Annotated in this window: 38 protein-coding genes; 36 read left to right on the top strand and 2 right to left on the bottom strand. The window is 60.1% G+C overall.

Annotated features, from left to right (window positions below; genetic code table 11):
- Positions 1–30: 30 nt before the first annotated feature.
- The 32 genes from tuf to dsbD all read left to right on the top strand — a co-directional run bounded on the left by tuf (position 31) and on the right by dsbD (position 18,437).
- Entirely contained in the window at positions 31–1,221 is a 1,191-nt protein-coding gene (gene tuf, locus BC1002_RS14510) for an elongation factor Tu (protein ID WP_013090760.1), read from the top strand.
- Between the two features lie 127 nt (positions 1,222–1,348).
- On the top strand, positions 1,349–1,660 hold the full coding sequence (gene rpsJ / locus BC1002_RS14505) for a 30S ribosomal protein S10 (protein ID WP_006998489.1): 312 nt from the start codon (positions 1,349–1,351) through the stop codon (positions 1,658–1,660).
- A gap of 201 nt (positions 1,661–1,861) precedes the next feature.
- Positions 1,862–2,521, top strand: a complete 660-nt coding sequence (gene rplC / locus BC1002_RS14500; protein WP_013090759.1) for a 50S ribosomal protein L3 — start codon at positions 1,862–1,864, stop codon at positions 2,519–2,521.
- The gene (rplD, locus tag BC1002_RS14495; RefSeq protein WP_008923346.1) at positions 2,521–3,141 is read left to right on the top strand and encodes a 50S ribosomal protein L4; all 621 of its coding nucleotides are present in this window, start codon (positions 2,521–2,523) and stop codon (positions 3,139–3,141) included. Before rplC ends, rplD begins: the two co-directional genes overlap by 1 nt.
- Positions 3,138–3,452 carry a 50S ribosomal protein L23 gene (rplW, locus tag BC1002_RS14490; protein ID WP_008923345.1) on the top strand — a complete coding sequence of 105 codons (315 nt, stop codon included), beginning with the start codon at positions 3,138–3,140 and terminating at the stop codon, positions 3,450–3,452. The genes rplD and rplW overlap by 4 nt, the downstream gene beginning before the upstream one ends.
- A 2-nt stretch (positions 3,453–3,454) precedes the next feature.
- Complete coding sequence (gene rplB, locus BC1002_RS14485) at positions 3,455–4,282, top strand: 50S ribosomal protein L2 (RefSeq protein ID WP_013090758.1); 828 nt, start codon at positions 3,455–3,457, stop codon at positions 4,280–4,282.
- Positions 4,283–4,292: 10 nt separating this feature from the next.
- Positions 4,293–4,568, top strand: coding sequence for a 30S ribosomal protein S19 (gene rpsS / locus BC1002_RS14480; RefSeq protein ID WP_006998484.1), 276 nt, complete (start codon positions 4,293–4,295; stop codon positions 4,566–4,568).
- Positions 4,569–4,580: 12 nt separating this feature from the next.
- Positions 4,581–4,910 carry a 50S ribosomal protein L22 gene (rplV, locus tag BC1002_RS14475; protein WP_007730533.1) on the top strand — a complete coding sequence of 110 codons (330 nt, stop codon included), beginning with the start codon at positions 4,581–4,583 and terminating at the stop codon, positions 4,908–4,910.
- A gap of 11 nt (positions 4,911–4,921) precedes the next feature.
- On the top strand, positions 4,922–5,728 hold the full coding sequence (rpsC, locus tag BC1002_RS14470) for a 30S ribosomal protein S3 (RefSeq protein WP_012434570.1): 807 nt from the start codon (positions 4,922–4,924) through the stop codon (positions 5,726–5,728).
- Positions 5,729–5,730: 2 nt separating this feature from the next.
- Positions 5,731–6,147, top strand: a complete 417-nt coding sequence (rplP, locus tag BC1002_RS14465) for a 50S ribosomal protein L16 (protein ID WP_008923342.1) — start codon at positions 5,731–5,733, stop codon at positions 6,145–6,147.
- A gap of 10 nt (positions 6,148–6,157) precedes the next feature.
- Entirely contained in the window at positions 6,158–6,352 is a 195-nt protein-coding gene (gene rpmC / locus BC1002_RS14460) for a 50S ribosomal protein L29 (protein WP_007180130.1), read from the top strand.
- The gene (gene rpsQ / locus BC1002_RS14455; RefSeq protein ID WP_007180129.1) at positions 6,349–6,621 is read left to right on the top strand and encodes a 30S ribosomal protein S17; all 273 of its coding nucleotides are present in this window, start codon (positions 6,349–6,351) and stop codon (positions 6,619–6,621) included. Before rpmC ends, rpsQ begins: the two co-directional genes overlap by 4 nt.
- A 290-nt stretch (positions 6,622–6,911) precedes the next feature.
- Positions 6,912–7,280 (top strand): 50S ribosomal protein L14, encoded by a 369-nt coding sequence (rplN, locus tag BC1002_RS14450; protein ID WP_006998478.1) that lies wholly within the window; start codon positions 6,912–6,914, stop codon positions 7,278–7,280.
- 9 nt (positions 7,281–7,289) lie between these two features.
- Positions 7,290–7,598 carry a 50S ribosomal protein L24 gene (gene rplX / locus BC1002_RS14445; protein WP_008923340.1) on the top strand — a complete coding sequence of 103 codons (309 nt, stop codon included), beginning with the start codon at positions 7,290–7,292 and terminating at the stop codon, positions 7,596–7,598.
- A 16-nt stretch (positions 7,599–7,614) separates the two neighbouring features.
- A complete protein-coding gene (rplE, locus tag BC1002_RS14440) occupies positions 7,615–8,154 on the top strand; it encodes a 50S ribosomal protein L5 (protein WP_008923339.1) in 540 nt (179 codons plus the stop codon).
- A gap of 7 nt (positions 8,155–8,161) precedes the next feature.
- The gene (rpsN, locus tag BC1002_RS14435) at positions 8,162–8,467 is read left to right on the top strand and encodes a 30S ribosomal protein S14 (RefSeq protein WP_013090757.1); all 306 of its coding nucleotides are present in this window, start codon (positions 8,162–8,164) and stop codon (positions 8,465–8,467) included.
- Positions 8,468–8,481: 14 nt separating this feature from the next.
- Entirely contained in the window at positions 8,482–8,877 is a 396-nt protein-coding gene (gene rpsH / locus BC1002_RS14430; protein WP_013090756.1) for a 30S ribosomal protein S8, read from the top strand.
- An 18-nt stretch (positions 8,878–8,895) separates the two neighbouring features.
- Positions 8,896–9,426, top strand: coding sequence for a 50S ribosomal protein L6 (rplF, locus tag BC1002_RS14425; protein WP_013090755.1), 531 nt, complete (start codon positions 8,896–8,898; stop codon positions 9,424–9,426).
- Positions 9,427–9,438: 12 nt separating this feature from the next.
- Positions 9,439–9,804 carry a 50S ribosomal protein L18 gene (gene rplR / locus BC1002_RS14420; RefSeq protein WP_008923336.1) on the top strand — a complete coding sequence of 122 codons (366 nt, stop codon included), beginning with the start codon at positions 9,439–9,441 and terminating at the stop codon, positions 9,802–9,804.
- A 14-nt stretch (positions 9,805–9,818) separates the two neighbouring features.
- A complete protein-coding gene (gene rpsE / locus BC1002_RS14415; protein ID WP_004197945.1) occupies positions 9,819–10,337 on the top strand; it encodes a 30S ribosomal protein S5 in 519 nt (172 codons plus the stop codon).
- An 11-nt stretch (positions 10,338–10,348) separates the two neighbouring features.
- The gene (gene rpmD, locus BC1002_RS14410) at positions 10,349–10,531 is read left to right on the top strand and encodes a 50S ribosomal protein L30 (protein WP_008923335.1); all 183 of its coding nucleotides are present in this window, start codon (positions 10,349–10,351) and stop codon (positions 10,529–10,531) included.
- A 29-nt stretch (positions 10,532–10,560) separates the two neighbouring features.
- Positions 10,561–10,995, top strand: coding sequence for a 50S ribosomal protein L15 (gene rplO / locus BC1002_RS14405; protein ID WP_013090754.1), 435 nt, complete (start codon positions 10,561–10,563; stop codon positions 10,993–10,995).
- 46 nt (positions 10,996–11,041) lie between these two features.
- Positions 11,042–12,388, top strand: coding sequence for a preprotein translocase subunit SecY (gene secY, locus BC1002_RS14400; protein ID WP_013090753.1), 1,347 nt, complete (start codon positions 11,042–11,044; stop codon positions 12,386–12,388).
- 8 nt (positions 12,389–12,396) lie between these two features.
- Positions 12,397–12,615 (top strand): translation initiation factor IF-1, encoded by a 219-nt coding sequence (infA, locus tag BC1002_RS14395; protein WP_004521905.1) that lies wholly within the window; start codon positions 12,397–12,399, stop codon positions 12,613–12,615.
- A gap of 20 nt (positions 12,616–12,635) precedes the next feature.
- Complete coding sequence (rpmJ, locus tag BC1002_RS36285; protein WP_004199844.1) at positions 12,636–12,752, top strand: 50S ribosomal protein L36; 117 nt, start codon at positions 12,636–12,638, stop codon at positions 12,750–12,752.
- Between the two features lie 41 nt (positions 12,753–12,793).
- The gene (gene rpsM / locus BC1002_RS14390; RefSeq protein WP_008923332.1) at positions 12,794–13,159 is read left to right on the top strand and encodes a 30S ribosomal protein S13; all 366 of its coding nucleotides are present in this window, start codon (positions 12,794–12,796) and stop codon (positions 13,157–13,159) included.
- A gap of 28 nt (positions 13,160–13,187) precedes the next feature.
- Positions 13,188–13,592, top strand: coding sequence for a 30S ribosomal protein S11 (rpsK, locus tag BC1002_RS14385; RefSeq protein ID WP_006052224.1), 405 nt, complete (start codon positions 13,188–13,190; stop codon positions 13,590–13,592).
- Between the two features lie 147 nt (positions 13,593–13,739).
- The gene (gene rpsD / locus BC1002_RS14380; RefSeq protein ID WP_013090752.1) at positions 13,740–14,363 is read left to right on the top strand and encodes a 30S ribosomal protein S4; all 624 of its coding nucleotides are present in this window, start codon (positions 13,740–13,742) and stop codon (positions 14,361–14,363) included.
- Positions 14,364–14,487: 124 nt separating this feature from the next.
- Positions 14,488–15,465, top strand: a complete 978-nt coding sequence (locus tag BC1002_RS14375) for a DNA-directed RNA polymerase subunit alpha (protein WP_013090751.1) — start codon at positions 14,488–14,490, stop codon at positions 15,463–15,465.
- Positions 15,466–15,647: 182 nt separating this feature from the next.
- Positions 15,648–16,040, top strand: coding sequence for a 50S ribosomal protein L17 (rplQ, locus tag BC1002_RS14370; protein WP_013090750.1), 393 nt, complete (start codon positions 15,648–15,650; stop codon positions 16,038–16,040).
- Positions 16,041–16,231: 191 nt separating this feature from the next.
- Positions 16,232–16,564: a divalent-cation tolerance protein CutA gene (gene cutA, locus BC1002_RS14365; RefSeq protein WP_013090749.1), complete on the top strand. Its 333-nt coding sequence runs from the start codon at positions 16,232–16,234 to the stop codon at positions 16,562–16,564.
- The gene (dsbD, locus tag BC1002_RS14360) at positions 16,557–18,437 is read left to right on the top strand and encodes a protein-disulfide reductase DsbD (RefSeq protein ID WP_013090748.1); all 1,881 of its coding nucleotides are present in this window, start codon (positions 16,557–16,559) and stop codon (positions 18,435–18,437) included. Before cutA ends, dsbD begins: the two co-directional genes overlap by 8 nt.
- Before the next feature lie 123 nt (positions 18,438–18,560).
- Here dsbD and hemB read toward each other — a convergent pair whose 3' ends face one another.
- Both hemB and yihA read right to left on the bottom strand, forming a co-directional pair.
- Positions 18,561–19,559, bottom strand: coding sequence for a porphobilinogen synthase (gene hemB, locus BC1002_RS14355; protein WP_013090747.1), 999 nt, complete (start codon positions 19,557–19,559; stop codon positions 18,561–18,563).
- A gap of 285 nt (positions 19,560–19,844) precedes the next feature.
- Entirely contained in the window at positions 19,845–20,507 is a 663-nt protein-coding gene (gene yihA / locus BC1002_RS14350) for a ribosome biogenesis GTP-binding protein YihA/YsxC (RefSeq protein ID WP_013090746.1), read from the bottom strand.
- 220 nt (positions 20,508–20,727) lie between these two features.
- On the opposite strand from yihA, the gene BC1002_RS14345 reads away from it, so the two are divergent.
- From BC1002_RS14345 to msrP, 4 genes are all read left to right on the top strand, one after another.
- Positions 20,728–21,381, top strand: coding sequence for a c-type cytochrome (locus tag BC1002_RS14345; protein WP_013090745.1), 654 nt, complete (start codon positions 20,728–20,730; stop codon positions 21,379–21,381).
- Positions 21,382–21,499: 118 nt separating this feature from the next.
- Positions 21,500–23,710 (top strand): cytochrome c biogenesis protein ResB, encoded by a 2,211-nt coding sequence (locus tag BC1002_RS14340; RefSeq protein WP_013090744.1) that lies wholly within the window; start codon positions 21,500–21,502, stop codon positions 23,708–23,710.
- A gap of 4 nt (positions 23,711–23,714) precedes the next feature.
- Positions 23,715–24,923, top strand: coding sequence for a c-type cytochrome biogenesis protein CcsB (ccsB, locus tag BC1002_RS14335; protein WP_013090743.1), 1,209 nt, complete (start codon positions 23,715–23,717; stop codon positions 24,921–24,923).
- 205 nt (positions 24,924–25,128) lie between these two features.
- Entirely contained in the window at positions 25,129–26,124 is a 996-nt protein-coding gene (gene msrP, locus BC1002_RS14330) for a protein-methionine-sulfoxide reductase catalytic subunit MsrP (RefSeq protein ID WP_013090742.1), read from the top strand.
- Positions 26,125–26,128 lie beyond the last annotated feature (4 nt).

The raw sequence follows: 26,128 nt of genomic DNA, 5'->3' as shown, positions 1-26,128 counted from the left end.
CAACGATTAACTTTTTGAAAGAAGAGAAACATGGCTAAAGGTAAATTCGAACGGACCAAGCCGCACGTGAACGTGGGCACGATCGGTCACGTTGACCACGGCAAGACCACGCTGACGGCAGCGATCACGACGGTTCTGACGCAGAAGTTTGGCGGCGAAGCAAAGGCGTACGACCAGATCGACGCGGCGCCGGAAGAAAAGGCACGCGGCATTACCATCAACACCGCGCACGTCGAGTACGAAACGGCTAACCGCCACTACGCACACGTCGACTGCCCGGGCCACGCTGACTACGTGAAGAACATGATCACGGGCGCGGCACAGATGGACGGCGCGATCCTGGTGTGCTCGGCTGCAGACGGCCCGATGCCGCAAACGCGTGAGCACATCCTGCTGGCGCGTCAGGTTGGCGTTCCGTACATCATCGTGTTCCTGAACAAGTGCGACATGGTGGACGACGCCGAGCTGCTGGAGCTCGTCGAGATGGAAGTTCGCGAACTTCTGTCGAAGTACGACTTCCCGGGTGACGACACGCCGATCATCAAGGGTTCGGCCAAGCTGGCGCTGGAAGGCGACAAGGGCGAGCTGGGCGAAGTGGCGATCATGAACCTGGCCGACGCGCTGGACACCTACATCCCGACGCCGGAGCGCGCGGTTGACGGTTCGTTCCTGATGCCGGTGGAAGACGTGTTCTCGATCTCGGGTCGTGGCACGGTGGTGACGGGCCGCGTCGAGCGTGGCGTGATCAAGGTCGGCGAGGAAATCGAGATCGTCGGTATCCGCGCAACGGCCAAGACGACCTGCACGGGCGTGGAAATGTTCCGCAAGCTGCTCGACCAGGGTCAGGCAGGCGACAACGTTGGTATCCTGCTGCGCGGCACGAAGCGTGAAGACGTGGAGCGTGGTCAGGTTCTGGCCAAGCCGGGTTCGATCAACCCGCACACGCACTTCACGGCTGAAGTGTACGTGCTGAGCAAGGACGAAGGCGGCCGCCACACGCCGTTCTTCAACAACTACCGTCCGCAGTTCTACTTCCGTACGACGGACGTGACGGGCTCGATCGAGCTGCCGAAGGACAAGGAAATGGTGATGCCGGGCGACAACGTGTCGATCACGGTGAAGCTGATCAACCCGATCGCGATGGAAGAAGGCCTGCGATTCGCAATTCGCGAAGGCGGTCGTACGGTCGGCGCTGGTGTCGTCGCAAAGATCATCGAGTAAAATCGTAGATTGCTGTAGCAGTATGTAGTGCCCGGGCTTGGGCGCCCGCTCTCCGCCGGCGCCCGAGCCTACGTTCTTTTTCTACACGGCGGTGCAATATCGCCTCGCTCTTTCCAAGGAATTTGTCATGCAGAACCAGAAAATCCGCATTCGCCTGAAGGCTTTCGACTATCGCCTGATCGATCAATCGGCAGCTGAAATCGTCGACACGGCAAAGCGGACTGGCGCAATCGTTCGTGGTCCGGTGCCCCTGCCGACTCGCATTCAACGTTTCGACATCCTGCGTTCGCCGCACGTCAACAAGACGTCGCGCGATCAGCTGGAAATCCGCACGCACCAGCGTCTGATGGACATCGTCGATCCGACGGACAAGACCGTCGACGCGCTGATGAAGCTGGACCTGCCGGCCGGCGTGGACGTTGAAATCAAGCTGCAGTAAGGCTTCCAGCCCTTGTCCGGCAACCCGGACAGCGCTAAGTCTTTGATTGCTTGCGGAAAACGAAAAGGCTCGCTATACTGGTGGGCTTTTCGCGCATTTGCGTAAAAAAGTCGGCGTGCTGCAGCATGGTTTCATGCCCGAAACGGCGCCGGCATTTTGTAAATTAGCCCCGACCAATCGCAGTCGGGAATGGAGAAAACGATGAGCCTTGGACTCGTAGGTCGCAAGGTTGGCATGACCCGTATCTTCACGGCTGAAGGGGATTCGATTCCCGTCACCGTGCTGGACGTGTCCGACAACCGCGTGACGCAGATCAAGACTGTTGAAACCGACGGCTACACGGCCGTGCAGGTTGCTTTCGGTTCGCGCCGTGCATCGCGCGTGACGAAGCCGTTGGCAGGTCATCTCGCCAAAGCTGGCGTTCAAGCCGGTGAAATCCTCAAAGAATTCCAGATCGATGCCGCTAAGGCTGCCGAGCTGTCGAGCGGCACCGTGGTTGGTCCCGAGCTGTTCGAAGTAGGCCAGAAGGTCGACGTGCAAGGTGTGTCGATCGGTAAGGGCTACGCCGGTACCATCAAGCGTTACAACTTCTCGTCTGGCCGTGCATCGCACGGTAACTCGCGCTCGCACAACGTGCCGGGTTCGATCGGTATGGCGCAGGATCCGGGTCGTGTTTTCCCGGGTAAGCGCATGACCGGTCACATGGGTGACGAGAAGGTAACGGTGCAAAACCTCGAAATCGCTCGTATCGACGCTGACCGCAAGCTGCTGCTGGTCAAGGGCGCCGTTCCGGGTGCGAAGGGTGGCAAGGTATTCGTTACGCCGGCCGTGAAGACGCGTGCCGTGAAAGGAGCGAAATAATGGAACTTAAGCTCCTGAATGCCAATGGTCAGGAAGGTGCGGGCGTTAGCGCGTCGGACGTCGTGTTCGGCCGCGATTACAACGAAGCCCTGATTCACCAGGTGGTGGTTGCGTACCAGGCGAATGCTCGTAGTGGTAACCGCGCGCAGAAGGATCGTGAGCAGGTCAAGCACACGACCAAAAAGCCGTGGCGCCAGAAGGGTACGGGCCGTGCCCGTGCCGGTATGTCGTCGAGCCCGCTGTGGCGCGGCGGTGGCCGTATCTTCCCGAATTCGCCGGAAGAAAACTTTTCGCACAAAGTCAACAAGAAGATGCATCGCGCAGGTCTCTGCTCGATCTTCTCGCAGCTGGCCCGCGAAGGCCGCATCTCGGTGGTCGACGAGCTGACGCTCGAGGCGCCGAAGACGAAGCTGCTGGCTGAAAAATTCAAGGCGATGGGTCTCGACTCCGTGCTGGTGATTACCGACACGGTTGACGAAAACCTGTACCTCGCGTCGCGCAACCTCGCCCACGTGGCGGTTGTCGAGCCGCGTTACGCCGACCCGCTGTCGCTGATCTACTTCAAGAAGGTCCTGATCACGAAGGCTGCGGTCGCCCAGATTGAGGAGTTGCTGTCATGAGCGAGATTCGCAAGAACGATCATCGTTTGATGCAGGTCCTGCTCGCGCCGGTGGTCTCCGAAAAGGCGACGCTGGTTGCTGACAAGAACGAGCAGGTTGTGTTCGAAGTCGCGCCGGATGCCACGAAGCAGGAAGTGAAAGCTGCAGTCGAGCTGCTGTTCAAGGTGGAAGTCGATTCCGTCAACGTGCTGGTCGCGAAGGGCAAGGCCAAGCGATTTGGCCGCTTCATGGGCAAGCGCAAGGACGTGAAGAAGGCGTATGTCTGCCTGAAGCCCGGCCAGGAAATCAACTTTGAAGCGGAGGCCAAGTAATCATGGCAATCGTGAAAGTTAAGCCGACTTCGCCGGGCCGCCGCGCGATGGTCAAGGTGGTCAACAAAGAACTGCACAAGGGCAAGCCGTTTGCGGCACTGCTCGACACGCAGTCGTCGACCGCCGGCCGTAACAACAACGGTCACATCACCACGCGTCACAAGGGTGGTGGTCACAAGCATCACTATCGTGTCGTCGACTTCCGTCGCACGAAAGATGGTATTCCGGCAAAGGTCGAGCGTCTTGAGTATGACCCGAACCGTAGCGCGAACATCGCGTTGGTTCTGTACGCAGACGGCGAGCGCCGCTACATCATCGCTCCGAAGGGTATCACCGTCGGTCAGCAACTGATGTCAGGTTCGGAAGCTCCGATCCGCGCAGGTAACACGCTGCCGATCCGCAACATTCCGGTCGGTACGACGATTCACTGCATCGAAATGCTGCCGGGCAAGGGCGCGCAAATGGCGCGTTCGGCTGGCACGTCGGCAATGCTGCTGGCTCGTGAAGGCGTCTACGCGCAGGTTCGTCTGCGTTCGGGCGAAATCCGCCGCGTGCACGTTGAGTGCCGCGCGACGATCGGGGAAGTGGGTAACGAAGAGCACAGCCTCCGTCAAATCGGTAAGGCTGGCGCGAACCGCTGGCGCGGTATCCGCCCGACGGTGCGTGGCGTTGCAATGAACCCGGTCGACCACCCGCACGGTGGTGGCGAAGGCAAGACTGCGGCAGGCCGCGATCCGGTGAGCCCGTGGGGCACGCCGACGAAGGGCTATCGCACCCGCAGCAACAAGCGCACGACGAGCATGATCGTCCAGCGCCGTCACAAGCGTTAAGGAGTAGGCAATGGCACGTTCTATTAAGAAAGGTCCGTTCTGCGACGCCCATTTGCTGAAGAAGGTTGAGGCGGCTGCAGCATCGCGTGACAAGAAACCGATCAAGACCTGGTCGCGTCGCTCGACGATTCTGCCGGACTTCATCGGTCTGACGATCGCCGTTCACAACGGCCGTCAACACGTTCCGGTGTATGTCACGGAAAACATGGTCGGCCACAAGCTTGGCGAGTTCGCACTGACCCGTACGTTCAAGGGTCACGCGGCCGACAAGAAGGCCAAGAAATAAGGGGCAATCAAGATGGAAGTGAAAGCAATTCATCGCGGTGCCCGCATCTCGGCGCAGAAAACGCGCCTTGTGGCTGACCAGATCCGCGGTTTGCCGGTCGACAAGGCGCTGAACGTTCTGACGTTCTCGCCGAAGAAGGCTGCGGGAATCGTGAAAAAGGTCGTGCTGTCGGCGATCGCGAATGCGGAGCACAACGAAGGCGCCGATATCGACGAGCTCAAGATCACGAGCATCTACGTCGACAAGGCAGCGTCGCTGAAGCGTTTTACTGCGCGCGCCAAGGGCCGTGGTAACCGCATCGAGAAGCAATCCTGTCACATCACTGTGACGGTCGGGAATTAAGGGGTCATACGATGGGACAGAAAATTCATCCGACTGGCTTCCGTTTGGCCGTCAGCCGCAATTGGGCTTCGCGTTGGTACGCGAACAACAACAATTTCGCGGCGATGTTGCAGGAAGACATCGGTGTTCGTGAATACCTGAAGAAGAAGCTGAAGAACGCGTCCGTCGGCCGCGTTGTGATCGAGCGTCCTGCAAAGAACGCCCGTATCACGATTTTCAGCTCGCGTCCGGGTGTCGTGATCGGTAAGAAGGGTGAAGACATCGAACTGCTGAAGTCCGAGCTGCAAAAGCGCATGGGCGTTCCGGTTCACGTCAACATCGAAGAAATCCGCAAGCCGGAAACCGACGCGCAACTGATCGCTGATTCGATCACGCAGCAACTTGAGCGCCGGATCATGTTCCGTCGCGCGATGAAGCGTGCGATGCAGAACGCGATGCGTCTGGGCGCTCAAGGCATCAAGATTATGAGCGCTGGCCGTCTGAACGGTATCGAAATCGCCCGTACGGAGTGGTATCGCGAAGGTCGCGTGCCGCTTCATACGCTGCGAGCTGATATCGACTACGCAACGTCGGAAGCAAAGACGACGTACGGCATCATCGGCGTGAAGGTGTGGGTCTACAAGGGCGACACGCTCGGCCGCAACGACGCACCGGTGGTCGAAGAAGTCGCCGAAGAAAAGCGTCCGCGCCGCAACGCACGTCCGGGTGGCGATCGCCGTCCGCGTCGTGATGGTGAAGGTGGTGGCCCGGCAGGTGCACGCCGTGGCGCTCCTCGTCGTGCTGGCGGTGCCGGCGGCGACGGGAAGACTGGAGAATAACGATGCTGCAACCGAAACGCAGAAAGTATCGCAAAGAGCAGAAAGGTCGTAACACCGGCGTTGCTACCCGCGGCAACGCGGTGTCGTTCGGTGAGTTCGGCCTGAAGGCTGTCGGTCGTGGCCGTCTGACCGCGCGCCAGATTGAAGCGGCGCGTCGTGCAATGACGCGTCACATCAAGCGCGGTGGCCGCATCTGGATCCGGATTTTCCCGGACAAGCCGATCTCGACCAAGCCGGCGGAAGTGCGTATGGGTAACGGTAAGGGTAACCCGGAGTACTACGTCGCTGAGATTCAACCGGGCAAGATGCTGTACGAAATGGACGGCGTAACCGAAGAACTGGCGCGCGAAGCGTTCCGTCTCGCTGCAGCGAAGCTGCCGCTGAAGACGACGTTTATCGTGCGTCAGCTCGGCGCCTAAGGAGCAAATGATGAAGGCTTCCGAACTTCACCAGAAAGATCAGGCCGCGCTCAACAAGGAGCTGTCGGACCTGTTGAAGGCGCAATTCGGCCTGCGCATGCAACTCGCGACCCAGCAGCTCACGAACACGAGCCAGCTGAAGAAGGTTCGTCGCGATATCGCACGTGTGCGGACCGTCCTGACTGAGAAGGCGAACCAGAAATGAACGATAGCGTAAAAACCTCGCTCAAGCGGACGCTGGTCGGCAAGGTCGTCAGCAACAAGATGGACAAGACGGTTACCGTGCTGGTCGAGCACCGCGTCAAGCACCCGATCTACGGCAAGTACGTCGTGCGTTCGAAGAAGTACCACGCGCATGACGACGCGAACACGTACAACGAAGGCGACCTCGTTGAAATCCAAGAGACCCGTCCGATTTCGAAGACGAAGGCTTGGGTTGTGGCTCGCCTGGTCGAGGCTGCTCGCGTCATCTAATGTCGCAACGCTGTAGAAGTAGTTGAAATCGCAGTAAGTTTCGCTTGCAAGACCGAGATTATTTGATATAATCTCGGTCTTCCCTCTTTATGGGAGCCCCGTCGCGGGCGAAGTTGGTGGGGGAAGCGGTTCGGGCGCCAGCCTGTGCCGAAGGATTCACCGGATTGCGATGGCGGGTTTCGTTTGCCGTCGCTGCTGTTCTAACCCAAGCAGCCGATCGGCTGACGGGACCAAGACTGACCGGGAAGCACCATGGTGGTGTGACCGGATTAAGTTGGGAAAGATAAACCATGATCCAGACCGAAACTCGGCTTGAAGTAGCCGACAACACGGGTGCACGTGAAGTCATGTGCATCAAGGTGCTCGGCGGCTCGAAGCGTCGTTATGCCAGCATTGGCGACATCATCAAGGTGACTGTCAAAGAGGCAACGCCGCGCGGGCGCGTGAAGAAAGGCGAAATCTACAACGCCGTGGTGGTTCGCACCGCCAAGGGCGTGCGCCGTCAGGACGGCTCGCTGATCAAGTTCGACGGCAACGCAGCTGTGTTGCTCAACACCAAGCTCGAACCGATCGGTACCCGTATTTTCGGGCCGGTCACGCGCGAGTTGCGTAGCGAACGATTCATGAAGATCGTTTCGCTGGCGCCTGAAGTGCTGTAAGGAGTCGCGATGAACAAGATTCGCAAGGGTGACGAAGTTATCGTCATCACCGGCAAAGATAAGGGCAAGCGTGGCGTTGTGCTGGCCGTTCACGGCGAAACCGTGACTGTCGAGGGCATCAACCTCGTCAAGAAGCACGTCAAGCCGAACCCGATGAAGGGTACGACTGGCGGCGTGGAAGCCAAGACGATGCCGCTGCAAATTTCGAACGTCGCATTGGTCGACGCGAATGGCAAGCCATCGCGTGTAGGCATCAAGGTCGAAGGAGACAAGAAGGTCCGTTTCCTGAAGACGACCGGTGCCGTGCTGAGCGCCTGACGCTGCGGAGTAAAAAATGGCTCGTTTGCAAGAGTTTTACAAAGAGAAAGTTGTACCCGGCCTCATCGAGAAGTTCGGTTACAAGTCCGTGATGGAAGTGCCGCGCATCACCAAGATCACCCTGAATATGGGTCTTGGCGAAGCCGTCGCTGACAAGAAGATCATCGAAAACGCCGTTGGCGATCTGACGAAGATCGCCGGTCAGAAGCCGGTGATCACGAAGGCACGAAAGGCAATCGCTGGCTTCAAGATCCGTCAGGGCTACCCGATCGGCGCCATGGTCACGCTGCGTGGCCAGGCAATGTACGAATTCCTCGACCGTTTCGTGACGGTTGCGCTCCCCCGCGTGCGCGACTTCCGTGGCGTCTCGGGCAAGGCTTTCGATGGTCGCGGCAACTACAACATCGGTGTGAAAGAGCAGATCATTTTCCCCGAAATCGACTACGACAAGATCGACGCACTGCGTGGGCTGAACATCAGCATCACGACGACTGCGAAGACTGACGACGAAGCAAAGGCTCTGCTCGCCAGCTTCAAGTTCCCGTTCAGAAACTGAGGTTACCGTGGCTAAACTGGCACTGATCGAACGTGAAAAGAAGCGTGCTCGCCTCGCCGCCAAGTACGCTCCCAAGCGTGCTGCACTGAAGGCAATCATTGGCGACATGAGCAAGTCGGAAGAAGAGCATTACGCAGCACGTCTGGAACTGCAGCAACTGCCGCGCAACTCTAACCCGACCCGTAAGCGCAATCGTTGCGCAATTACCGGTCGTCCGCGCGGCACGTTCCGTAAATTCGGCCTGGCGCGTAACAAGATTCGTGAAATCGCGTTCCGCGGCGAGATTCCTGGCCTGACCAAGGCGAGCTGGTAATAGGAGAAACATAAATGAGCATGAGTGATCCTATCGCCGATATGCTGACTCGCATCCGCAATGCGCAGATGGTCGAGAAGGTTTCGGTGACTATGCCCTCGTCGAAAGTCAAGGTTGCGATCGCGCAGGTCCTGAAGGACGAAGGTTATATCGACGGTTTCGCAGTGAAGTCCGAAGGTGCGAAGTCGGAATTGAACATCGTGTTGAAGTATTACGCTGGCCGTCCGGTCATCGAGCGCATCGAACGCGTCTCGAAGCCTGGTCTGCGTGTGTACCGCGGCCGTAACGACATTCCCGTGGTCATGAATGGCCTGGGCGTGGCAATCGTGTCGACGCCGAAGGGCGTGATGACGGACCGCAAGGCACGTGCAACGGGCGTTGGCGGCGAAGTCATCTGCTACGTCGCTTAAGGCCGAAAGGAGAGAAACATGTCTCGAGTAGGTAAGAGCCCGATCGCGCTGCAAGGCGCGGAAGTGGCCCTGAGCGGCGACAGCATCACTGTCAAGGGGCCGCTGGGTACGATTTCGCAGGCTGCTAACAGCCTCGTGAAGGTGGTGAACGACAACGGCACGCTGAAGTTCGAGCCGGTCGATGAAAGCCGCGAAGCGAATGCGATGTCGGGCACGATGCGCGCACTGGTTGCGAACATGGTGCACGGCGTGACGAAGGGTTTCGAGCGCAAGCTGACGCTGGTTGGCGTTGGTTATCGCGCACAGGCGCAAGGCGACAAGCTGAACCTGTCGCTGGGTTTCTCGCACCCGGTGGTGCACCAGATGCCGGCTGGCGTCAAGGCAGAAACCCCGTCGCAAACCGAAATCGTGATCAAGGGGATCAACAAGCAACAAGTCGGTCAAGTCGCTGCAGAAGTGCGCGGCTACCGTCCGCCGGAGCCCTACAAGGGCAAGGGCGTGCGTTACGCCGATGAGGTTGTGATCCTCAAAGAAACGAAGAAGAAGTAAGGGTGCGCAATCATGGATAAGACTCAATCTCGCCTGCGCCGCGCTCGTCAGACGCGTATCAAGATCGCTGAGCTGCAGGTCGCGCGTCTCGCCGTGCATCGCACGAACACGCACATCTATGCGCAAGTGTTCTCGCCGTGCGGCACCAAGGTGCTCGCCAGCGCGTCGACGCTCGAAGCCGAAGTGCGTGCGCAACTGGCCGATCAATCGGGCAAGGGCGGCAACGTTGCTGCTGCGACCCTGATCGGCAAGCGCATTGCAGAAAAGGCTAAGGCTGCCGGCATCGAATCCGTCGCCTTCGACCGTTCGGGTTTCCGTTACCACGGCCGCGTGAAAGCGCTGGCTGATGCGGCGCGCGAAGCCGGACTCAAGTTCTAAGGGAAGAATTCGTCATGGCAAAGATGCAAGCTAAAGTTCAGGCTGACGAACGCGACGACGGCCTTCGTGAAAAGATGATCTCGGTCAACCGCGTGACCAAGGTCGTGAAGGGTGGCCGTATTCTCGGCTTCGCTGCACTGACCGTGGTTGGCGACGGTGATGGCCGCGTCGGTATGGGCAAGGGTAAGGCCAAGGAAGTGCCGGTCGCTGTCCAGAAGGCGATGGAACAGGCTCGCCGCAACATGTTCAAGGTGCCGCTGAAGAACGGTACCCTGCAACACGAAGTGCACGGCAAGCACGGCGCATCGACGGTCCTCCTCGCTCCGGCGAAGGATGGTACCGGTGTGATCGCTGGCGGCCCGATGCGCGCAGTGTTCGACGTGATGGGCGTGCAGAACGTCGTGGCTAAGAGCCACGGTTCGACGAACCCGTACAACCTCGTTCGTGCGACGCTCGACGGCCTGCGCAAGCAGTCCACGCCGGCCGACATCGCTGCGAAGCGTGGCAAGTCCGTCGAAGAAATTCTGGGCTAAAGGTGGACACCATGTCTGATAAAACTGTCAAGGTCCAGCTCGTCAAGAGCCTGATCGGCACCCGTGAATCGCACCGTGCAACGGTGCGTGGCTTGGGCCTGCGCCGACTCAACTCAGTTAGCGAGTTGCAGGATACGCCGGCTGTGCGCGGCATGATCAACAAGGTTTCGTACCTCGTTAAGGTCATCAGCTAAGCGGCTGATCAGGACTCAAGGAGTTGATAATGGAATTGAATAACCTGAAGCCGGCTGAAGGCGCGAAGCACGCAAAGCGTCGCGTTGGTCGCGGCATCGGCTCCGGCCTCGGCAAGACCGCTGGCCGTGGTCACAAGGGTCAGAAGTCGCGTTCGGGCGGCTTTCACAAGGTTGGCTTCGAAGGCGGTCAAATGCCGCTGCAACGTCGGCTGCCGAAGCGTGGCTTCACCTCGCTGACGAAGGAATTCGTCGGTGAAGTGCGTCTTTCGGATCTGGAGAAGCTGCCGGTCGACGAAGTCGATCTGCTGGCTCTCAAACAAGCCGGCCTGGTCGGCGAGCTGATCCGTAGCGCCAAGATCATTGCAACGGGCGAGCTCAAGCGCAAGGTCGTTGTGAAGGGTCTCGGTGCGACGAAGAGCGCACGCGCTGCTATCGAAGCAGCCGGTGGCTCGTTTGCCGAGTAACGCGCAAGTTATTTGCCGTCACTAGCATTTGCATCGGAGAAGGTACTTGGCTAACAGCCCGAGTCTCGCAAAACCCGGTCGCAGCGCGGCGAAGTTTGGCGATCTGCGTCGGCGAGCAGTGTTTTTGCTGCTGGCGCTGGTCGTCTACCGTATCGGCGCGCATATTCCGGTGCCGGGTATCGACCCGGACCAACTGGCGAAGTTGTTCCAAAGCCAGTCGGGCGGCATCCTTGGCATGTTCAACATGTTCTCGGGTGGCGCACTTTCGCGGTTCACGATTTTCGCGCTGGGGATCATGCCGTACATTTCGGCGTCGATCATCATGCAGTTGCTGGCGATTGTCTCGCCGCAACTCGAGGCGCTGAAAAAGGAAGGGCAGGCAGGTCAACGGAAGATTACGCAGTACACGCGGATCTTCACGGTTGTGCTGGCGACGTTCCAGGCGTTCGGTATTGCCGTCGCGCTGGAAAATCAGCCGGGCCTCGTGATCGATCCGGGAATGGTTTTCCGGTTGACGACGGTCGTGACGCTGGTGACCGGCACGATGTTCCTGATGTGGCTGGGTGAGCAGATCACGGAGCGCGGGCTTGGCAACGGTATCTCGATCATCATTTTTGGCGGTATTGCGGCGGGTTTCCCGAACGCAATCGGTGGGCTCTTTGAACTGGTGCGAACCGGCTCGATGAGTATCATCTCGGCGATTATCGTCGTCGCGCTGATTGCTGCTGTGACGTATCTGGTGGTGTTCATCGAACGTGGCCAGCGCAAGATTCTTGTGAACTACGCGAAGCGGCAGGTGGGCAACAAGATTTACGGCGGCCAGTCTTCGCATTTGCCGCTGAAGCTGAACATGTCGGGAGTGATTCCGCCGATCTTCGCATCGTCGATCATTCTCTTCCCGGCAACTATCCTGAACTGGTTCAGTTCGGGTTCGCGTACCAGCTGGTTCGCAGACACGTTGCACAACGTGGCCGAAGCCCTGAAGCCCGGTCAACCCGTGTACGTGTTGCTGTACGCGTTGGCGATCGTTTTCTTCTGCTTCTTCTACACCGCACTGGTGTTCAACAGCAGGGAAACGGCCGACAACCTGAAAAAGAGCGGCGCTTTCGTCCCTGGCATCCGCCCGGGCGATCAGACGGCGCGATATATCGACCGCATCCTTACGCGTCTGACGCTGGCCGGTGCGATCTACATCGTGTTCGTTTGCCTGCTGCCCGAATTTCTGGTGCTGCGCTGGAACGTGCCGTTTTATTTTGGTGGAACGTCGCTGCTGATCATTGTCGTCGTCACAATGGATTTCATGGCGCAGGTGCAGTCGTACGTTATGTCGCAACAGTATGAATCGCTGCTGAAGAAAGCTAATTTCAAAGGCGGCGGCGTCCCGATGCGTTGAAAGGACTTATGGCCAAAGACGATGTGATCCAGATGCAGGGCGAAGTAATTGAGAACCTGCCTAACGCTACCTTCAGGGTGAAGCTGGAAAACGGCCATGTCGTGTTGGGACACATATCCGGCAAGATGCGGATGCACTACATCCGAATCCTGCCGGGCGACAAGGTGACGGTTGAATTGACGCCTTACGATCTGTCGCGTGCGCGGATCGTCTTCCGGGCGAAGTGATTTGAAAAAAGGGTAATATCATGAAAGTGATGGCATCGGTTAAGCGCATTTGCCGCAATTGCAAGATTATCAAGCGCAAAGGCGTTGTGCGCGTGATTTGCAGCTCTGATCCGCGCCACAAACAGCGTCAAGGCTGAACGCCGCGCTTTTGCTTGCGCTTTTTGTTTGAGGAAAAACAATGGCTCGTATCGCAGGGGTTAACATCCCGAATCACCAGCATACTGAAATCGGCCTGACGGCTATTTACGGTATCGGTCGCACGCGCTCGCGCGACATTTGCGTCGCTGCTGGTGTGGCATTTTCGAAGAAGGTCAAAGACCTGACTGACGCAGACCTCGAAAAGCTGCGTGAAGAAGTCGGCAAGTTCATCGTTGAAGGCGATCTGCGCCGTGAAACGACGATGAACATCAAGCGCCTGATGGATCTCGGCTGCTATCGTGGCGTGCGGCATCGTAAGGGTCTCCCCCTGCGCGGCCAGCGTACGCGTACGAATGCCCGTACGCGCAAGGGTCCGCGTCGTGCAGCGCAATCGCTGAAGAAGTAAGCGGAACTGACAGTTACAGGAAAACGTAATGGCTAAGGCTTCGAACAACTCCGCGGCGCAACGCGTTCGCAAGAAGGTCAAGAAGAACGTCGCCGAGGGCGTGGTTCACGTTCACGCGTCGTTCAACAACACCATCATCACGATCACCGATCGTCAAGGCAACGCGCTTGCCTGGGCAACCTCCGGCGGTCAGGGCTTCAAGGGTTCACGTAAGTCGACCCCGTTTGCAGCTCAGGTCGCAGCTGAGTCGGCTGGCCGCGTGGCGATGGAATACGGCGTGAAGAACCTCGAAGTGCGGATCAAGGGCCCCGGTCCTGGCCGTGAATCGGCGGTGCGCGCGCTGCATGGTCTTGGCATCAAGATCACCGCGATCTCCGACGTGACGCCGGTCCCGCACAACGGCTGCCGTCCGCCGAAGCGTCGTCGTATCTAAGACGCGGGTTTTGCGAGCGCCTGTTGCCGCCTTGCGCGGCGGCGGGCTGCGCGCGTTATTGAATTGACTAAGCCCACCGTTCGACCCAAAGGGTTCGGACTAGCGCGAGTGGAAGCACTCGCGTGATTAATCACAGAAGGAATCAACGTGGCACGTTATATCGGCCCCAAGGCCAAGCTGTCCCGCCGTGAAGGCACTGACCTCTTCCTGAAGAGCGCTCGCCGTTCGCTCGCTGACAAGTGCAAGCTGGACAGCAAGCCCGGCCAGCACGGCCGCACCTCGGGCGCGCGCACGTCCGACTATGGCACACAGCTCCGCGAGAAGCAAAAAGTAAAGCGTATCTACGGTGTCCTCGAGCGCCAGTTCCGTCGCTACTTCGCTGAAGCAGACCGCCTGAAGGGCAACACGGGTGAAAACCTGCTGCAACTGCTCGAATCGCGTCTGGACAACGTCGTGTATCGGATGGGCTTCGGCTCGACGCGTGCTGAAGCACGGCAGCTGGTTGGCCACAAGGCAATCACCGTGAACGGCGTCGTGACGAACATCCCGTCGATGCAAGTGAAGGCTGGCGACGTCGTCGCTGTGCGCGAACAGAAGCGGAAGCAGGCTCGCATCATCGAGGCGCTGTCGCTCGCTGAACAAGGCGGCATGCCGAGCTGGGTTGCGGTCGACGCGAAGAAGTTCGAAGGTACCTTCAAGCAGAAGCCGGAACGCAGCGACATCGCTGGCGACATCAACGAAAGCCTGATCGTCGAATTGTATTCGCGGTAATCGGATTGACGGCCGGGGCGCCCTGATTGCGTTGCGCAAGGGGGCGTCTCGGCTGTTTATTTTCAGGTTGTTACCGGTCAGCCTTATCGGTGTAACGAGCCGAGGGTATTGAAAAGGAAAACCTATGCAAACCAGTTTGTTGAAGCCCAAGATCATTGCAGTTGAATCGCTTGGCGAGAGCCACGCGAAAGTGGTCATGGAGCCGTTTGAACGCGGTTATGGCCACACCTTGGGTAACGCGCTTCGGCGCGTGCTGTTGTCGTCGATGGTCGGTTATGCCCCGACCGAGGTGACGATTGCAGGCGTCGTGCATGAGTATTCGACGCTCGACGGTGTGCAAGAGGATGTGGTCAACCTGTTGTTGAACCTGAAGGGCGTCGTCTTCAAGCTGCATAACCGTGACGAAGTGACGGTTACGCTGCGCAAGGAAGGCGAAGGCGTGGTAACCGCCGGTGATATCGAACTCGCACACGATTGCGAAGTCATCAATCCGGACCACGTGATTGCGCATCTGTCGAAGGGTGGCAAGCTCGACGTGCAGATCAAGGTGGAAAAGGGCCGCGGCTATGTGCCGGGCAATGTGCGTCGTTACGGTGAAGAGTCGTCGAAGATTATCGGCCGAATCGTGCTGGACGCGTCGTTTTCGCCGGTTCGTCGCGTGAGCTACGCGGTGGAAAGCGCTCGTGTCGAGCAGCGCACCGACCTCGACAAACTCGTGATGAACATCGAAACCAACGGTGTGATTTCGCCGGAAGAAGCGATCCGCCAATCGGCGCGCATTCTGGTCGATCAGCTCTCGGTGTTCGCGGCGCTGGAAGGTACCGAAGCAGCGGCAGAAACGCCGTCGCGCGCACCGCAGATCGATCCGATCCTGCTGCGCCCGGTCGACGATCTCGAACTGACGGTTCGTTCCGCGAACTGCCTGAAGGCCGAGAACATCTACTACATCGGCGACCTGATCCAGCGTACCGAGAACGAGCTGCTCAAGACTCCGAATCTGGGTCGCAAGTCGCTGAACGAGATCAAGGAAGTTCTGGCATCGCGCGGTCTGACGCTCGGCATGAAGCTCGAAAACTGGCCGCCGGCTGGTCTCGACAAGTAAGCGGACAGCTCGGTCGGGTGTAACCCGCGAATTGCACCGCTGTACTGTACTGGCAAAGACGCGGATTTTCCTTTAAAATCCGCGTCTTGTCTTTTTTAACTACCGGCCCGTGCGCTCACTGTTTGCTGCAGAGCGAGTGCGATAGAAGAGCTGGACTAAAACTTTGAACTGAAGGAATTAACATGCGTCACCGTCATGGTCTGCGGAAACTGAACCGCACGAGCAGCCACCGTCTGGCAATGCTCCGTAACATGTCCAACTCGCTGATCGAGCACGAAGTCATCAAGACCACGCTGCCCAAGGCGAAGGAACTCCGTAAAGTCGTCGAGCCGCTGATCACGCTCGGCAAGAAGCCGTCGCTGGCAAACCGTCGTCTGGCGTTCAACCGCCTGCGCGATCGTGACTCGGTCACGAAGCTGTTTGACGTGCTCGGCCCGCGTTACGCAAACCGTCCGGGCGGTTACCTCCGCGTGCTGAAGTTCGGCTTCCGCGTTGGTGACAATGCGCCGATGGCACTGGTCGAACTGCTCGACCGTCCGGAAGTTGAAGAAACGGAAGTGCAAGAAGCTGAGTAAGCTTTTTGGGTTCCGACGAAAAGCCAGGCGCGTCGCCTGGCTTTTTTGTTTTTGGCGGCGGACTTTTCATCGATCCCGAAAGCCGTGTCCCGGTGACCAAATGCCGCGGCCGCACTGCGGGGCGCGCTGCGGGGCGGCAAGGCCAGGTGATACGATATCGAGATCGAAATCCTACGCCGCCGGAGCCTGGTGTGAGTGTGAATGTGACCTTGGTGCTGACGACGGTGCCGGATGTGGCCGTCGCTCAAAAACTTGCGGCCGACGCGCTCGCCGCGCGTCTTTGTGCATGCGTCACGCAGCTCGGCAGCGTGCATTCGAGCTATCACTGGCAGGGCTCGATCGAAACGGCGCAGGAAATTCAGCTGTTGTTCAAGACCAGCGCCGCTCGCGCGCTCGAACTGGAGCGATATATTCAGGCTCACCATCCCTACGACACGCCGGAAATCCTCTCATGGCAAGCAACGGCCTCCGCTGCCTACGGCCAGTGGATCACTGCTGAAACCCAACGCCCTCTTCATGTTTAACGGTCTCGACCGGCGCGCGCGCGGCGCGCTGCGCACCGCATTCTTTCTGCTCGGCTGCGTGTTCCTCGCGCAACTCGCGACGCTCGCGCGCGCCGCAGACGACTTCCTCGACCCCTCCGTCGCGTTCCGGTTCAGTGCGGCAGAGCAGCCTGGACAAGTCGTCGTCACTTACAAGATTGCGGACGGTTACTACATGTACCGAGAGCGCTTCGCGTTCGCGACCCGCAACGGCACGGCGACGCTTGGCGAGCCTCAGCTGCCCGCCGGTCACGTCAAGTTCGATCAGACCTTCAACAAAAATGTCGAGACGTATCGCAACGAGCTGACGATTCGGATTCCGGTCAAGCAGGCTGACGGTTCGTTCGATCTTGCGGTGACGTCACAGGGTTGCGCCGACGCTGGAATCTGCTACCCCCCAATGGAGCGGGTGTACCACGTGAGCGGCGAGGCGCTGCAGCCGGCCGGCAGTGCGGCAGCGGGTCCAACCGTGCAACAATCCGCGGCCATTGACGACGAACCCTGGTACGAACGCGCGACGAGCGCCGACTATGCGCAGACGGTGCTACAGCGGGGCGGTTTCTTGGCGATCGTTGGGCTTTATTTCGTTGCTGGCGCGATTCTGAGCCTGCTGCCGTGCTCGTATCCGATGATTCCGATCCTGTCGGCGATCATCATCGGAGAGGGGGCGCGCGTCTCGCGTGGGCGTGGTTTTGCGTTGTCGCTCGCGTACGTGATGGGGATGGCGCTCGTGTACACGGTGCTGGGTGTCGCGGCGGCACTCGTCGGGCAGAGTCTCGGCGCATGGCTGCAAAACCCGTGGGTGCTCGGCGCGTTCGGCGGGCTTCTGACGATCTTCGCGCTGCTGCTGATCGCCGGTGTGGATCTCGAACTGCCGCCGCGCTGGCGCGATCGCATTTCGAGCGCGTCAGCGGGACGCCCGGGAGGCAAATTTACCGCGGTCGCCGTGATGGGCGCGCTGTCGGCCCTGGTTGTCGGCGCCTGCATGACCGCGCCGCTTTTTGCGGTGCTGGCGTTCATCGCGCATTCCGGCAATGCGGTGCTCGGCGGCGCAGCGCTGTTCTCGATGGGCCTCGGGCTCGGGCTGCCGCTGCTGATCATTGGTTTCGGCGCGGGTACGCTGCTGCCGCGAGCGGGCAAGTGGATGGACAGCGTAAAGGTGTTTTTCGGCGTGGTTCTGCTCGCCGCGGCGTTGTGGATCGTTTGGCCGGTGCTCGGCGGCCCGGCGACGATGCTGTTGAGTGCCCTCTGGCTGCTCATCGCCGCAGTCGCCCTCGGTCTGTTTTCCAGCTCGGTTGCGGGCGGCTCGATATGGCACCGGCTCGGCCGTGCTGTCGGCGTCGTGATGGCGATCTGGGCGGCCGCGCTACTAATTGGCCTGGCCGCGGGATCGTCGGACCCGCTGCGACCGCTGGCGGTGCTCGCGGCTCGCGCCGGCAATCAGGCGAGCATCGCGAAAGATGGCTCCAACGCGGCCTCAACGGCGTCGCACAGCGATTTGCACTTCGCGCCAGTACGCTCATCGGAGCAGCTCGACGAGGCCGTCAAAACGGCCGCACAGCCTGCGATGCTCGATTTTTACGCGGACTGGTGCGTGAGCTGCAGGGAAATGGAAAAATTCACCTTCAGCGACCCGCGCGTTCAGGCGAAGCTGAAGCAGATGAATCTGCTGCGCGCCGACGTCACGGCGAACAATACCGACGATCAGGCGCTGCTCAAGCGCTTCAACCTGTTCGGGCCGCCGGGGATTATTTTTTTCGATCAGGGTGGCAAGGAAGTGCTGCGGGTGGTCGGCTACGAATCGGCGGATAAATTCCTGCGCACTCTGGATCGGGCGAGCGCGTCGGGGGTGTAATCGAACGCCGCGGAGGCGTTGCAGGCCGCCGCGGCGCAATGAGCAGCGAAAAAAAAGGAGGCGAAACCCCAAGGTTCGCCTCCGTTTTCTTGTCTGGCAGCCGCGTGCCAAACCTCGCGTTGATTACTTCTGCGAACGAAGGATCTTCGCGGCATCCAGCGCGAAATACGTCAGCACGCCGTCCGCGCCGGCACGCTTGAACGCGAGCAGGGATTCCATCATGACCTTGTCGTGATCGAGCCAGCCGTTCTGCGCGGCGGCCTTCAGCATCGCGTATTCGCCGCTCACCTGGTACACATAGGTAGGAAACTGGAACTCGTCTTTCACGCGACGCACGATGTCCAGATATGGCATGCCGGGCTTGACCATCACCATGTCCGCACCTTCGTTGATGTCGGCCTGCACTTCGCGCAGCGCCTCGTTCGAATTGGCCGGGTCCATCTGGTAGGTCATCTTGTTGCTCTTGCCGAGGTTCGTCGCGGAACCGACTGCATCGCGGAACGGGCCGTAGAACGCCGAGGCGTACTTCGCCGCGTACGCCATGATGCGCGTGTGGATGTGGTCCTCGCTCTCGAGCATTTCGCGGATCGCGCCGATGCGACCGTCCATCATGTCCGACGGCGCGACGATGTCGACGCCGGCTTCCGCCTGCGCACGCGCCTGCTCGACGAGGATCTCGACGGTCTCGTCGTTCATCACGTAGCCTGCTTCGTCGAGCACGCCGTCCTGACCGTGGCTCGTGTACGGATCGAGCGCGACGTCGGTGAGCACGCCGAGCTCGGGAAAATTCTTCTTCAATTCGCGCACCGCGCGCGGGATCAAACCCGCCGGGTTGGCTGCCTCGCGGCCTTCTGGCGTCTTCAGAGAGGGCTCGATCGCGGGAAACAGCGACAGCACCGGCACGCCCAGTTCGACGCACTGCTCGGCGACGCCCATCAGCAGATCGACCGACACGCGCTCGACGCCCGGCATCGACGGCACGGCTTGTCGAACGTTGGTGCCTTCGACGATGAATACCGGGTAAATCAGGTCGTTGGTGGTGAGGATGTTTTCGCGCATCATGCGGCGCGAGAAGTCGTCACGGCGCATACGGCGCGGACGGTAATGCGGGTAGAAGCTCATATCAAATCGAAGATCGTGGATAGGTGGAGTAGACAAATAGCACCTGGCTCCGCTCCCGGAAACTTTTCGAGACAATGGTATATCATACCGATCGAGCAAGGCGCCTAGCGCTGACCTCCCCGCTTCTCCTCCCTGAGCGGGTGCCTGTCGTTTTTCGATTAGGCTGTTTGACCCGCCGTTCAAGCGGCGGGTTTTTTTATGGGGCGCCGGAAACGCGCTCTGATGTGGGTATTCAAGGCATGTCACGCGTCACGCGCGCTGCGTGATTCCGGCATCGATAGTCATTCAGTCCGCGGCCGGCTTTTCGCCTGCTTCGCCCACTGCGTCGGGGATCAGCCAGCTCTCGATCAGCTCATGCGCTTCGTCGAGGCCCGTTCGCTTGAGCGCCGAAAAGAGCTGCGCGCTCAACTCGCCGCGATAGCCGGCGGCCCGATATTCGGCCAACCCCTTCTGCGCGGTGCGCAATGCGTTCGTGCTTTCCTGACGCGTCAATTTGTCGCATTTCGTGAGTAGCGTATGGATCGGCTTGCCGGTCGGTGCGAACCACTCGATCATGCGTCGATCGAGATCCGTCAGCGGGCGGCGCGAATCCATCATCAGGATCATGCCGCGCAGTTGCGAGCGCGATTGCAGATACGTGGACAGCAGCGCTTCCCAGTGCGCCTTCGCCGCTCCCGGCACTTCCGCATAACCGTAGCCCGGCAGGTCGACCAGATAGCCGGCCGGCAAATCTGCCTTGCCGACCGAAAAATAATTGATGTGCTGCGTGCGGCCAGGCGTCTTACTCGCGAACGCAAGTCGCTTCTGATTGCAAAGCACGTTGATCGCGGTCGACTTGCCCGCGTTCGAGCGTCCCGCGAAAGCGATCTCAGGCTGCGCGGTGGCCGGCAGGTCACGCAGATGATTGACGGTGGTATAGAAGCGGGATTCGTGGAGCAGGAAGGGCATGGTGGAAGCCAGATTGGAGACGCCGCGGAGACCGCAGCGGGAACGGGGTCAAGCCCGACTGGCGTCTAAGCGATTAGCGAGTTATTGTACAATACGATGGTTTACTGAATACCTTGGGAGCCCGCCCCACGTGCCTTGGCGGCTCCTGGCGGTCACTCGGTCGCCGTCGTCGTACTTTGCAGAACCTCTAAAATCCCACAAGACGAGACAGGGTGTGCGAATGAATCGACTGTGCAAGACTCTGATGGTGCTTCATGTAACGGCAGGTCTTTCAGGTTTGGCAATTCAGGCACGAGCAGCAGATCCGGCAAAGCCGGACATCAATCGGGGGCAGGCAATCGCGGTACAAGTGTGCGCGTCATGTCACGGGGCAGACGGCAACAGTGCCGGCGGTGCATATCCGAAGCTGGCGGGCCAGCATCCTGAGTATCTCGTCAAGCAGCTCAGAGATTTCAAGACGCAACCGGGCGCCAAACAGGCCGCGCGCAATAATGCGATCATGGCAGGCATGGCCGCCGCGCTCTCCGAGCAGGACATGATCAACGTTGCGGCTTACTTCTCGACGCAGACGCCCAAGCCAGGCTATGCGCACAATAAGAGCACAGTCGCGGTGGGGCAGCAGATCTATCGCGGTGGGATTGCCGACCGCGGCGTGCCCGCCTGCGCGGCCTGCCACGGCCCCGCGGGACAGGGTATTCCGATCCAGTATCCGCGCCTGTCCGGACAGTGGGCCGAGTACTCGGTGACGCAGCTGACCGCGTTCACGCAAGGTCCGGGCGCTCGTAATAACAGCGACGCGATGCATGCGATAGCATCGCGTTTGTCGGACAACGAGATCAAGGCGGTTGCCGACTACATCGCGGGTCTGCATTAAGCAGTTCGCTCGCGCGAATCCAACCGGCCCGGCGAGGTCGGTGAAAAACAAGAAAAGGGTGAGGGTGTCGTAGCTGCGACAGCTCTTCACCCTTTTTTGCTGTTCAGTCGGAGTTTGAATGAGCGTCACCACGTCGGGTCTGCAGTCGAAGTCGGGCAATCGCGTCATGCGCAGCACCATCGAGCTCCTGAGCTCGATGCGTTTCGCCATTGCGCTGCTCGTGATTCTGTCCATCGCCAGCATCATCGGTACCGTCCTTACGCAGGACGATCCGTATCCCAACTACGTCAACCAGTTCGGTCCGTTCTGGGCGGACATCTTCCGCGCGCTGAGCCTCTACACGGTGTACAGCTCGTGGTGGTTCATGCTGATTCTCGGCTTCCTGATGGTGTCCGTGTCGCTGTGCGTTATCCGCAATGCACCGAAGATGCTCGCTGATGCGAAGAGCTGGAAGGACAAGGTTCGCGAAGGCAGCCTGCGTGCATTCCATCACAAGGGCGAGTTTGCCGTGCACGGCACGCGCGCGCAGACCGCGGCAGTGCTCGCCAAACTGTCGGCGAAGCTCGACTACAAGTTCGTCACGCGCGAGTCGGACGGCGCGACGCTGATCGCCGCGAAGCGTGGCGCGCTGACCAGGTTCGGCTACATCTCCGCGCACCTTGCGATCGTCGTGATCTGCCTCGGCGGCCTGCTCGACAGCAATCTGCCGATCAAGCTGCAAATGTGGCTGTTCGACAAGTCGCCGATCAATTCGAACATGGTGATCAACGAGATTTCGCCCGACCATCGGCTGTCGGAGTCGAACCCGACGTTCCGTGGCTACGCGTGGGTGCCGGAGGGGCAGCACGTGTCGACCGCGATCCTGAACCAGCCCAACGGTTCGTTGATTCAGGACCTGCCGTTTTCGATCGAACTGAACAAGTTCATCGTCGATTACTACACGACCGGCATGCCGAAGCTGTTCGCGAGCGACATCGTCGTCGTCGATCACAAGACCGGCGCGCGCGTCCCGGCACGCGTCGAGGTCAACAAGCCGTTCGAATACGATGGCGTGTCAATTTATCAATCGAGCTTCCAGGACGGCGGCTCGCAGATGCAGATGACCGCCTTCCCGATGTCCGGCCCCAGCGCGAAGTCCGCGCCGTTTGGCGGCACGATCGGCGGCAGCGCGCCGTTGAGTTCGGCCACACCGCTCGCCGATGGCCAGACCGTCGAATTCACCGACTTCCGCGCGATCAACGTCGAAAACATCTCGAACGCCAATGGCCAGAACGATGCGCGCGGGGTCGCCGCGCAGCACTCGCTGAAGGAAGCGTTCGACGAGCGACTCGGCTCCGGCGCGAAATCCTCGAAGCCGCTCGATCTGCACAACGTCGGCCCGTCGGTGCAATACAAGATTCGCGGCAAGGATGGCCAGGCGCGCGAGTACAACAACTACATGCTGCCCGTCGACGTGAACGGCGAGAAGATGTTCCTCGCCGGCATGCGCTTGAATCCCGACGACCCGTTCCGCTACCTGCGCATTCCCGCCGACAGCGGCGGCACGCTCAAGGAATGGATGAACCTGCGCGCCACGCTCGAAGATCCGAACCAACGCGCCATCGCCGCTCATCAGTTCGCGCAGCGCTCGGTGCCGGGCGCCAACGCTGAGTTGCAGCAGCATCTGGAGGAAAGCGCGCTGCGGGTGCTGACCCTGTTTGCGGGCGCCGACGCTGGCATGAAGATGCCGAACGGCGAAACGCTCGGCGGCTTCCAGGCGGTCGCTGGGTTTATCGACCGCTCGGTACCGAAGGGCGAGCAGGAAAAGGCCGCGGGCCTGCTGCTTCGGATGCTCGAAGGCGTCACGTGGGACCTGTGGCAACTGTCACGCCAGCGACTCGGCGAGCCCGCCGCGCCGGCCAATGCAGACACGAGCCGCTTCATTCAGAGTTCGCTAAATGCGATATCCGACAGCTTTCTGTATGGATCACCGGTCTACTTGCAGCTTGATTCGTTCAAGCAGGTGCAAGCTTCGGTATTTCAGTTGACGCGCGCACCGGGCAAAAAAGTCGTGTATCTTGGCAGCCTGCTTCTCGTATTGGGCATCTTCTCGATGTTCTACGTCCGCGAACGGCGTCTGTGGTTCTGGCTCAAGGATACGGACCACGGCACCAGCGTCGTGATGGCGATGTCGAGCGCGCGTAAGACGCTAGACTTCGAGAAGGACTTCGTCCAGACGCGCGACGCCGTGAGCGCCGCACTAGGCGCGAAACTCATCGAAGCAGCCGATGCCCGTCCGGCCGCTCAGGCCGCCGCCCCGTCGGCAAGTTCACAGGATTCGACCCGGTAAGATCATGGACTTGACTCAGGTTTCCTCCTCTTCTTCTGCTTCACGCACCGACAAGGCGTTTGCGAGCAGCACGCCCGAACTCCAGCAATTCGACGAACGGCCGTTCCTGAAACGCCTGGGTATCTTCGACTGGCTGTTCGCGCTCGCGCTGGTTGGGGGCGCCGGCTTCGCGCTGTCGCGCTATTACCCGTTCATGAACTACTACGACAAACTGGTGCTGGTGTGCTCGGTGCCGGTTTTCGTGGTGCTCGGCTGGCGCTGGAAGCCGGTGCGGCCGCTGATGGTGGCAATCGCGGCGCTGTCGCTGCTTGCGATCCAGATCTACCAAGGCGATCTGAGCCGCGCCGACAACGCGTTCTTCCTCAAGTATTTCCTGTCGAGCCAGTCCGCGATCCTGTGGATGAGCGCGCTGTTCGTCTTCGCGACCGTGTTCTACTGGATCGCGCTGCTGTCGCGCTCGCCGACCGGCGCCGCGATCGGCTCGAAGATGACGTGGGTGGCGGTGCTGATGGGCTTCGTCGGCATGATGGTGCGCTGGTACGAGTCGTACCTGATCGGCTCGGACGTCGGCCATATTCCGATTTCGAACCTGTATGAAGTGTTCGTGCTGTTCAGCCTGATCACTGCGCTGTTCTATCTGTACTACGAGCAGCACTACAACACGCGCGCGCTCGGCGCGTTTGTGCTGCTCGTGATCAGCGCGGCCGTCGGCTTCCTGATGTGGTACTCGGTCTCGCGCGACGCGCAGCAGATCCAGCCGCTCGTGCCGGCGCTGCAAAGCTGGTGGATGAAGATTCACGTGCCGGCGAACTTCATCGGCTATGGCAGCTTCGCGCTGTCGGCGATGGTCGGCGTCGCATATCTGGCGAAGGAACGCGGCGTGCTCGCGGATCGTCTGCCGGCGCTCGACGTGCTCGACGACGTGATGTACAAGTCGATCGCGGTCGGCTTCGCGTTCTTCACGATCGCGACGATTCTCGGCGCGCTGTGGGCCGCCGAAGCGTGGGGCGGCTATTGGAGCTGGGACCCGAAGGAGACGTGGGCGCTGATCGTCTGGCTGAACTACGCGGCCTGGCTGCACATGCGTCTGATGAAGGGCCTGCGCGGCGCGGTCGCCGCTTGGTGGGCGCTGACCGGCCTGCTGGTCACGAGCTTCGCGTTCCTCGGCGTGAACATGTTCCTGTCGGGCTTGCATAGCTACGGCAAGCTGTAAGATCCGCCGCGCTGAACCGACTAAGAACCGCCGCGTGCTTCGCACCGGCGGTTTTTTTATGGCTGACGGAATATTCATCGCGCCCCGGTGTTCACCAGTCAAGCACCTGAGCAAGTACCTGTGGATGACAGCCGCCCCCAAACGGGCGATCATCAATATGGCACCGCAACGCGCACGACGCGGCGGGCCGGCAAGGAGCAGCACGATGTGGATCAAGCGAAGCGACAGAATTCAACTGACCGGCGATGACATCGCGCGCAGCGAAATCGCGCCGCGGCACGTGTTCGAGAACCGCCGACGCATCCTGCAGGCAGCCGGCGCGATGGCGCTCGGCAGCCTGATCGGCGTGAGCGGCGAGGCGCTCGCGACATACTCGTCCCCCGATCCGAAGGCGCAGAAGCTCGCGGCGAAAACCAACACCAGGTTCGTCGCGCTCGACAAGATCACGCCGTACAAGGACATCACCACCTATAACAATTTCTACGAGTTCGGCACCGACAAATCCGACCCCTCGCAGCACGCGGGCACGTTGCGGCCGCATCCGTGGAAGGTGAGCGTCGAGGGCGCGATCAAGAATCCGAAGGTGTACGACATCGACGACCTGCTGAAGCTCGCGCCGCTCGAGGAACGGGTGTACCGGCATCGCTGCGTCGAAGGCTGGTCGATCGTGGTGCCGTGGATCGGCGTCTCGCTTTCCGAATTGATCAAACGCGTCGAGCCGACCGGCAATGCGAAGTACGTGCAGTTCATCACGCTCGCCGATCCGTCGCAGATGCCCGGACTGTCGCAGCCCATACTCGACTGGCCTTACTCCGAGGGCCTGCGGATGGACGAAGCGATGCATCCGCTGACGCTGCTGACGATGGGGCTCTACGGCCAGGTGCTGCCGAATCAGAACGGCGCGCCGGTGCGCGTCGTGGTGCCGTGGAAGTACGGCTTCAAGAGCGCAAAGTCGCTCGTGAAGATCCGTTTTGTCGAGAAGCAACCGCCCACCAGCTGGAACACGTACGCGTCGAACGAATATGGGTTTTATTCGAACGTGAATCCGAATGTCGATCATCCGCGCTGGAGCCAGGCGACTGAACGACGCATCGGCGAAGACGGCTTTTTTACGCCGAAGCGCAAGACGCTGATGTTCAACGGTTACGGCGATCAGGTCGCGTCGCTCTATCAGGGCATGGACCTGAAGAAGAACTTCTAAGGCG

Source organism: Paraburkholderia atlantica, assembly GCF_000092885.1.
GTDB lineage: Bacteria > Pseudomonadota > Gammaproteobacteria > Burkholderiales > Burkholderiaceae > Paraburkholderia > Paraburkholderia atlantica.
Note: the sequence above shows the minus strand (reverse complement) of the source record. Positions and strands in the feature narration are given on the sequence as shown.